Source organism: Methanospirillum sp. (assembly GCF_028679455.1).
Lineage (GTDB): Archaea > Halobacteriota > Methanomicrobia > Methanomicrobiales > Methanospirillaceae > Methanospirillum.
Window position 1 is genome coordinate 1 of record NZ_JAJRBM010000229.1, and the last position, 8010, is coordinate 8010.

General features: G+C 45.7%; 7 protein-coding genes. 4 read left to right on the top strand and 3 right to left on the bottom strand.

Annotation, left to right across the window (positions count from 1 at the left end; genetic code table 11):
* A partial coding sequence (locus LUQ50_RS07540) for a cobaltochelatase subunit CobN (protein WP_300038586.1) occupies positions 1–1946 on the bottom strand: 1946 nt, incomplete at its 3' end.
* Between the two features lie 186 nt (positions 1947–2132).
* On the opposite strand from LUQ50_RS07540, the gene LUQ50_RS07545 reads away from it, so the two are divergent.
* Genes LUQ50_RS07545 through LUQ50_RS07560 form a run of 4 tightly spaced genes read left to right on the top strand, consistent with a single transcriptional unit; the run spans position 2133 to position 5956 of the window.
* Positions 2133–3200: an AAA family ATPase gene (locus LUQ50_RS07545; RefSeq protein WP_300038589.1), complete on the top strand. Its 1068-nt coding sequence runs from the start codon at positions 2133–2135 to the stop codon at positions 3198–3200.
* A gap of 21 nt (positions 3201–3221) precedes the next feature.
* Positions 3222–5174, top strand: coding sequence for a putative cobaltochelatase (locus LUQ50_RS07550; protein ID WP_300038592.1), 1953 nt, complete (start codon positions 3222–3224; stop codon positions 5172–5174).
* A 52-nt stretch (positions 5175–5226) separates the two neighbouring features.
* Positions 5227–5574 (top strand): nucleotidyltransferase domain-containing protein, encoded by a 348-nt coding sequence (locus LUQ50_RS07555; RefSeq protein ID WP_300038595.1) that lies wholly within the window; start codon positions 5227–5229, stop codon positions 5572–5574.
* The gene (locus LUQ50_RS07560) at positions 5564–5956 is read left to right on the top strand and encodes a HEPN domain-containing protein (RefSeq protein WP_300038598.1); all 393 of its coding nucleotides are present in this window, start codon (positions 5564–5566) and stop codon (positions 5954–5956) included. The genes LUQ50_RS07555 and LUQ50_RS07560 overlap by 11 nt, the downstream gene beginning before the upstream one ends.
* 720 nt (positions 5957–6676) lie before the next feature.
* Here the strand turns inward: LUQ50_RS07560 and LUQ50_RS07565 are convergent.
* Complete coding sequence (locus tag LUQ50_RS07565) at positions 6677–6892, bottom strand: hypothetical protein (RefSeq protein ID WP_300038601.1); 216 nt, start codon at positions 6890–6892, stop codon at positions 6677–6679.
* Between the two features lie 183 nt (positions 6893–7075).
* Positions 7076–7645: a hypothetical protein gene (locus LUQ50_RS07570; protein ID WP_300038604.1), complete on the bottom strand. Its 570-nt coding sequence runs from the start codon at positions 7643–7645 to the stop codon at positions 7076–7078.
* Positions 7646–8010 lie beyond the last annotated feature (365 nt).

An 8010-nucleotide genomic window follows, 5' to 3' on the forward strand; every position in this document is an offset into this window, starting at 1 on the left:
GCTGCAGATATTGCATCTCTGATAAGATGCTGAAGAGCATGAGCCCGTGCAGAATCCGTTTTTGCGGTTTCAAACTGAGAAAGAAGGTTATCAATCTCCTCTAGTTCTTCATAGAGACCCCCCTGCATCATCACCGTCTGCATATGATCTATTAGTGTCGCATATGTTCTCCGCTTTGCAATCGTTCCTTCCGGTGGGTTATCTGAATTATAGATATACAGGTGGGGTATCGCCCCTATGGCAACATCAGGGAAACATTCCTGCGAAAGGCCTACCCCTTTTCCTGGAAGAAACTCCATGTTCCCATGCGTGCCCACGTGTACCACCACATCTGCCCCGAAAATCTGCGTCAGGTAATAATAGGTAGCCAAGTATTGGTGGGGAGGTGGGCAGTCAGGATCATGGAGGATTTTACAGACCTCCCCATCACACCGTGCTCCATAACATCCACGTTTTGGCTGAACACTGATGGTGGCATTCCCATACTGAACTCCAGTAATGAGAAGTTTTCCTTCATACGTCATACTGAGACCCGGAGGTGTCTCCCAGGTTGCATTGACCTTCTCCTGAACTTTTAGCGGTAAATTTCTGAAATAGGGAAGATAGGTCTCCATGTCCATAAGAGCCAGAGTTCCCCCGTTTGCAATGATATCCTGAACTGTTGTCCACCTGAACTCAGAGATTGCTTTACGATCCATGATCGTGGTAATAAGTTCCTTACCATCAGCCGGCGGATTTATCGAATAACCTGTTGATGCCATTGACTGCAGGATCCGGGCGACACTTTCTAGGGAGTCAAGGTGTGATGCTGCCCCGACATTTGCCTCAACGCTGGCACATGGATTGTTGTTGAGTATGAACGCAATTTTTCGTTCATGTACTGGTTTTTGTGCGAGATGTATCCAGTTTTTCACCCGTTCTGCTATCCGGTCACACCGATCCGGGGCAGGTTGGGATGAAAATTCATCAGATGAACTCTGGGAACGTGCACCGATAAATACTGGTTCTATTTCACCTTCAAACTCAGGCATGACCACTCCCCAGGCAACATCATTGGTAAGACCTGCTGATTGTTCCCATTGATCCATGTTAAAATAAGTGGATATTACTGGATGAAACACAGGAATGCCCAATTTTTTATAGAGATCTACTCCGGATGAAACTCCCATATCAGTAAATTCATTTTCCGGGAGAGGACCAATAGGAGTCATAATGAGTTTCACAATTGCATGGATCCGGGATTTTTCTGCGTCCATGAAGTATTTTTTGATGACTCCGGCAATCCCGATCGATCCGACGGTCATATCTATGATACCATGCGAAAATGCTGCAATAACGTTGAGTCCCTGATTTTCAAGACTCCGAATAAGTGTATCTTCAATGGCAGCATTGTGGGTGGTCCATGAGAGACGAGAAAAGAGGATTCCTACCCATGGATTGTTCATTGAGGTTCGGGGGTACCAAGTTTGATATGAAGTTATGTCGGTGAAATGAGACGGAGCATCCGGATGATAGATACCTTGGAATGGTATCTCTTGAGGTTCATTATATGAGATTTTTTCTGAGAATATGTGTGATTTAATGAATCCTATGAGGTGAATGAAATTTTCTTCACCTCCATACATGACATATTTCTGGCAGGATCTGATAATTTCAGGATCAACCGATGAGTATGCCCAGTATGAAGGATCATCGCCGATCACTACTAATGGGATTTTCGTTCCGATCTCTTTGATCCGTGGTTTTATTTCTTCCCAAAAGGGTTCCGAATGCAGATACAACAGAACCAGATCAGCCTTGCTCATTGCTTCTAATGCTTGTGGGATTTTGTCCGGATTATCAGCAATAATTCGGTTAGGAAAAAAAGTTAGATCAGTTCCTGTTTTGTTCGCTGCCCGCTGAAGAATCCGCCCTAGATTCCCCCCCATAATTGATACAATTCTCATAAATCACCCATATATCAAGACATTATATATTCCTGTCCAAACCGGAGTAACCAGCCTACTATCTCATATAGATATTACCATTTACCTGAATTTATTACATTATGTTCTTTAAAAAAAAATAGATCAATTTAATAGAACGAAAATTAAATTTAGTATTAATAACGAGACGGAAATTAAGGAGTATTAATGCATCATTTTGACGATATTTATCCATTTTCTGCAATAGTCGGACAGGAACAGATGAAAAAAGCACTGCTCCTGAATGCAATCAATCCTCGTATTGGCGGTGTACTCATCAAAGGAGAGAAGGGAACTGCTAAATCAACAGCAGCCCGGGCGCTTGCCCACCTCCTTCCTGAACGCGAAGTAGTAGATGAGTGTATCTTCGGGTGTGATCCCAAAGATCCGAAAGGACTCTGCCTTGATTGCCAGAAAAAGGGAGAACTGAAGACGAAGATTACCCGGATGAGGGTAGTTGAACTCCCGATCAGTGCAACCGAGGATAAGGTTGTCGGAAGCCTTGATATCGAGCACGCTCTCAAGAAAGGAGAAAAGAAGTTTGAGCCCGGTATCCTGGCCCAGGCACACCGTAATATCCTGTATGTTGATGAAGTGAACCTGCTCAACGATCATATCGTTGATGTACTCCTGGATGCAGCGGCCATGGGGATGAACTTCATCGAACGGGAAGGGGTCTCCTATGTGCATCCTGCTTCATTTATTCTCATCGGGACCATGAATCCGGAAGAGGGAGAACTCCGTCCCCAGTTATTGGACCGATTCGGTCTGTGTGTGGATATTGAGGGTATCATGGATGCCGACACCCGGGTGGAAGTAATTCGGAGACGTCAACAATATGAGGAGCATCCGGAAGAGTTTCTCCAGCGATGGATTGAACCGGAACAGGAACTTCGCGACAGGATTGTACGTGCACAAAAGTTACTTCCAACGGTTTCGATCTCAGATGAGATGTTGCATGTGATCGCCCAGATCTGTATCGATATGGGAGTTGACGGACACCGGGCTGATATCACCATGATGAAGACAGCATCAACGATTGCTGCCTATCAGGGAAGAACAGAAGTAGTTGAAGAGGATGTTCGTGAAGCTGCGAGTCTCGTTCTTGCTCACCGGATGCGGAGGAGACCATTCTCAGAGCAGCGGATGGATGTACAGAAGGTGGATCAATCGATCCAGAAGACACAAACCGGCCACTCTCATCAGCACAGCCATTCCCATACCCATTCTCACTAATTTTTTTAAGGAGTCATCAGGATGCATCATTTTGACGATATTTACCCTTTTTCCGCAATAGTCGGGCAGGAACTGATGAAGAAGGCACTTCTTCTGAACGCCATCAATCCCAGGATTGGAGGCGTTCTGATCAGAGGTGAGAAAGGTACTGCGAAATCAACGGCAGCCCGGGCACTTGCCCATCTTCTCCCTGAACGGGAAGTTGTGGATGGGTGCATCTTTGGATGCAATCCTGCTGATCCCAAGAATCTCTGTGATGACTGTCAGAATCGCATCGGACGTCTTCTCACGACGCAAACACGGATGCGGGTAGTAGAGCTGCCGATCAGTGCTACCGAGGACAAAGTTGTCGGAAGTCTTGATCTTGAGTATGCCTTGCAGAAGGGGGAGAAAAAGTTTGAACCCGGAGTCCTTGCAAAAGCAAACCGTAATATTCTGTACGTGGATGAAGTGAACCTGCTCAATGATCACATCGTGGATGTGCTGCTTGATGCAGCAGCGATGGGTGTTAATATTATCGAACGTGAAGGGGTTAGTTACGAACATCCGTCCTCATTTATTCTGATCGGAACCATGAATCCGGAAGAGGGGGATCTCCGTCCTCAGCTCTTAGACCGGTTCGGATTATCAGTTGAGATCCAGGGAATTGCAGATGCCGATACGCGGGTTGAGGTGATCCGCAGACGGAGGGCTTACGAACTTAAGCCACATGAGTTTATCGCCGCGTTCAGGGATGAAGAGGATGATCTCCGGAATCGTATCATCAGGGCTCAGGAGCTGCTTTCATCGGTTACCATCTCTGATGAGATGGTTCACATGATCGCCCAGATCTGTATGGATATGGCCGTTGATGGGCATCGGGCTGACATCATCATGATGAAGACGGCTAAGACCATCGCTGCATTTAATGGAAGGATTGAAGTCACCGAGGATGATGTGCGGGAAGCAGCAGAACTAGTGCTTTCCCACCGGATGCGAAGTCAGCCGTTGTCAGATCAACAGATGGATAAGGATAAGATCGAGGAATCGATCCAGAAATCCCAACAGCAACACCAGCAACCCGAGCAGCAGGAAGAGCAGACTGAACAGGATCAAAAGCCCCAGGAGAATACTACTCCGGACGGGTCTACCACAACCCAGTTTGCCGAGGGATCCCCGTTCAAAGTGAACCAGAAACCACTCTCCCAACCCAGGCGGATTGACTCGTTCAAACGGGATGGAAGCGGCAGGCGAAGTGTTACTGAGTCACGGGATGGAAAATATGTCAGAAGCCGGATTCCAGATAGATTAACCGCAGATATTGCCCTGGATGCAACCATCCGGGCTGCTGCTCCTCATCAGAAGGGCCGGGTTGGAGATCTCGCGGTGAAGATTGAGACATCCGATCTTCGGGAGAAAGTAAGGGAGCGGAAGATGGGTAATACAGTTCTTTTCGTGGTCGATGCGAGCGGGAGTATGGGGGCCCAGCAGCGGATGACTGCCGTGAAAGGAGCGATATTATCCTTGCTCATTGATGCATATCAGAAACGGGATCGGGTAGGACTTGTTGTATTCAGGGGGAACTCAGCAGAGGTACTGCTTCCCCCGACATCCAGTGTAGAACTTGCCAGAAAGTGTATGCAAAACCTCCCGGTTGGGGGGAAAACTCCCCTTGCTTCGGGTCTCTCCAAAGGATTAGAGGTACTCCAGCGTGAGAAGATGATCAATGCCCATACCATTCCCCGCCTGATCCTAATCTCGGATGGGAAAGCAAATGTGAGTATGGGGTCCGGTGCTCCTCTTGAGGATGCTACTGAAATGGCAGCAGCGATCAGGGATTTTGGGATCTCCTCGATTGTGATCGATACCGAACAGAGTTATATCGCATTCGGGCTTGCTCATAAGATATCAGATGATATGGGAGCAAAGTATCTGAAACTTGAGGAACTGCAGGCTGATACGATTGCCGAGGCGGTGAAAGGGATCGGAGCATGAATAATTACAACAACAATACCTATTTATCCGTAACACAGTAATCATAATTACCGTGCAGATTAACCTGGTTCATCCGAATCGACCATTTGTGGTTCCATTAATTGAAAAATATCTTGCAATTGTCACAAACACGTACTCTGAAAAGATATCGGACATTATACTTTTCGGATCGGTAGCACGGGGAGAGGATACGAAGGAATCAGATATCGATCTTTTAATTGTAGGAAAAAAAGAGGACTGGCAATTAGAACGGGAATTAATAGATCTTGCATATGACATCGGGCTGGAATATGGTGTGTATCTATCAGTAAAATATGTAAGTGCTGATACCTACAATCGCCAAAAAACATTCACCTTGTTTCAACAAATAGCCATGGAAGGAGTATCCCTTGTGCCCTGATGAATCAGAAATCCAGATAAATATTCAGGCTGCACTAGAGCGTCTGACTGCTCCAGAGTTTCTTTTTAAAAATGGGCTTTTTCCTGATGCGGTAAACCGGAGGTATTATTCTATGTTTCATGCAGTGATTGCTCTTCTCCTCCAGAGAGGAATTGCGGTGAAAACGCATACCGGACTAATTGCGAAGTTTGGAGAGGAATATATTCAGACAGGAATTATAGATCGTGAATTCGGACGAATGTTAGCCCGTGCAGAAGAATTACGTGAAAAGGCAGATTATTCTCTCTTATCTCCGATCACCCAGGAACAGGCATATATGGTCGTACATGATGCTCACTCATTTCTCGATGAAATACGAAGCCATTTGAATTGGTGTGGATAATATTCACCCCTCTATCATCAAGCACTCTCAACAAACTCCAATGTGGAGCCTTTTTCTGTGTTTCATTATCATCTGCGACCAGAAGGGTCTGGCTGATTTTTACATCATCATCATTACCTGGAGATGAATATGGAATCCAATTTCACAAAATCCAAAATAACATACCAGACAGTGAGGAAGAGGATCCTCCTTCCCTTGACACCCAAGGTAGATCTTGCATGAAAATGTATGCAGACTCTGTCAATTGGGGGAATACTCCGCTTGCCTCCAGACTTTCCAAAGGATTTGAGGTTCTCTAACGGGAGAAGACCGAAATGTAATTCTTAAGAATACTTCGATATTACATCCCCCATACCGTGACCGGCAATGAACAATACCGGCCTGGTGCCCAGGAATATTCTTCCTCTCTCCTGAATTTTTTTTCATCCCAGGAAACCCCGGTGTCTGATCAAAGATTATCAGATGAGCCTTATCAGTTCTACTCTGATCAACATATTTGAAGACCTGATCAAGGCCGTCCTGAATGGTCTTTTCCCGGGGACTTCTGATAATTTTCATCTCAATAACGATCCTCTGCCAAATAACCATGGATACCGGCCATGCAACATAGAGGTCAACTCTCCCTCTACCAAGCCCATACTCCCTTTCTATCCAGCCTCCACCGTTCACCCCCCGCTGAAGAAAAGCCATCAGAAGTAGTTGGGGTGCAATCTCTTTATTTTAAAAGATATCTACCCAAATCTCCTGGTGTTCTCTGAAAAACTGTTGGAACGCGGTCAGTAATGCTGCATCATCCAACCGGTTATCAGGAGAGAGATGCCACGATTGTTTCACCGTCATTCCCATCTGAGCATTCCATGAGAGTTCTCTGGGGATAACTTCCTGATAGATTCGGTTGGCGATGGATATCTCTCCATTCTGTTCCTGCTGTATCAACCCGAGATCTCAAACATACTCTACATCAGGGGATAAAAATCCTGATTCAAATGAATCACCTGCTAATATTGGTTCGATTACCCGTATGACTATCTCTTCTTTGAGTTTATCAGCGAATTGATCCTAGAGGGTTTCCCTCCGAAGGATCAGGTTCTCCTTTGCCTGTATAAACCGGATCAGAAGTTATTGTTCGTGTATGGTCTTTGCCTTCTGGCACCCTGAAACAGATCTCGTATCCAAGGGCATTGACAAGCCATGGCTGACCGGAGGTGAGATTCCAGACCTGCTCAAACACAGGTTCTTCAAACAGTTGTCATGTCTCTTCATTATACAGGAGAAAGAGGGTTCTGATATCCACAAGCGAGAGATTACCCAAATGGAGTGATTCAGCCTTGATATTAAAAGCACTACCCCGGTGATCACGCTCTTTCCGGAATCTGAATGGATCCGGTAGTCCCTGATATCACGGACTCCGCAGAGAATTACTGAAGACGGAAAGTATTCGGGTCGCTTATCATAACCTGAACGAATCTGACGTAAGGCGGATATGAGAGAATCACCAACCAGAGTATCGATCTCATCGATCAGGAGGATAAACGGGCGGGGAGTTTTCTGTGACAGGCTGGTCAGATATTCATAAAGCAGGGTAAATTCACTAGTATCTGATAGTTGATCAATTACCTGGCTGTTATTATCAGGGATGAGATTATATTGTCTGATTCTCTGTTTGATCTCACTGATGTTCGCTCTCATAGCACCAGATACATGTTCCCGAGCAGCCTGTACTCCTTCGACATTGATATATAGGCATGAGTATCTGCCAGATTGATTAAGATATGCCATTAGGGCAGGCAGACATGAGGTTTTCCCGGTTTGACGGGGAACATGGAGGATAAAATATTTTTCCGGGTTTATCAAGGAGATAATCCCGGTTAGATTAATCCGGGAGAATGGGGGTAAACAGTAATATTTCGAACAGTTTACCGGGCCAGCGGTATTGAAGAATCGCTTAAATCAGAAACTATCTCGTCAGGGAACCGTATGAGCGTATGTATGTGGGAAGTAGGGGGGATTAGTAATGAGAGTAATGCTATCTAATTCACCTAAAAACCCTATAA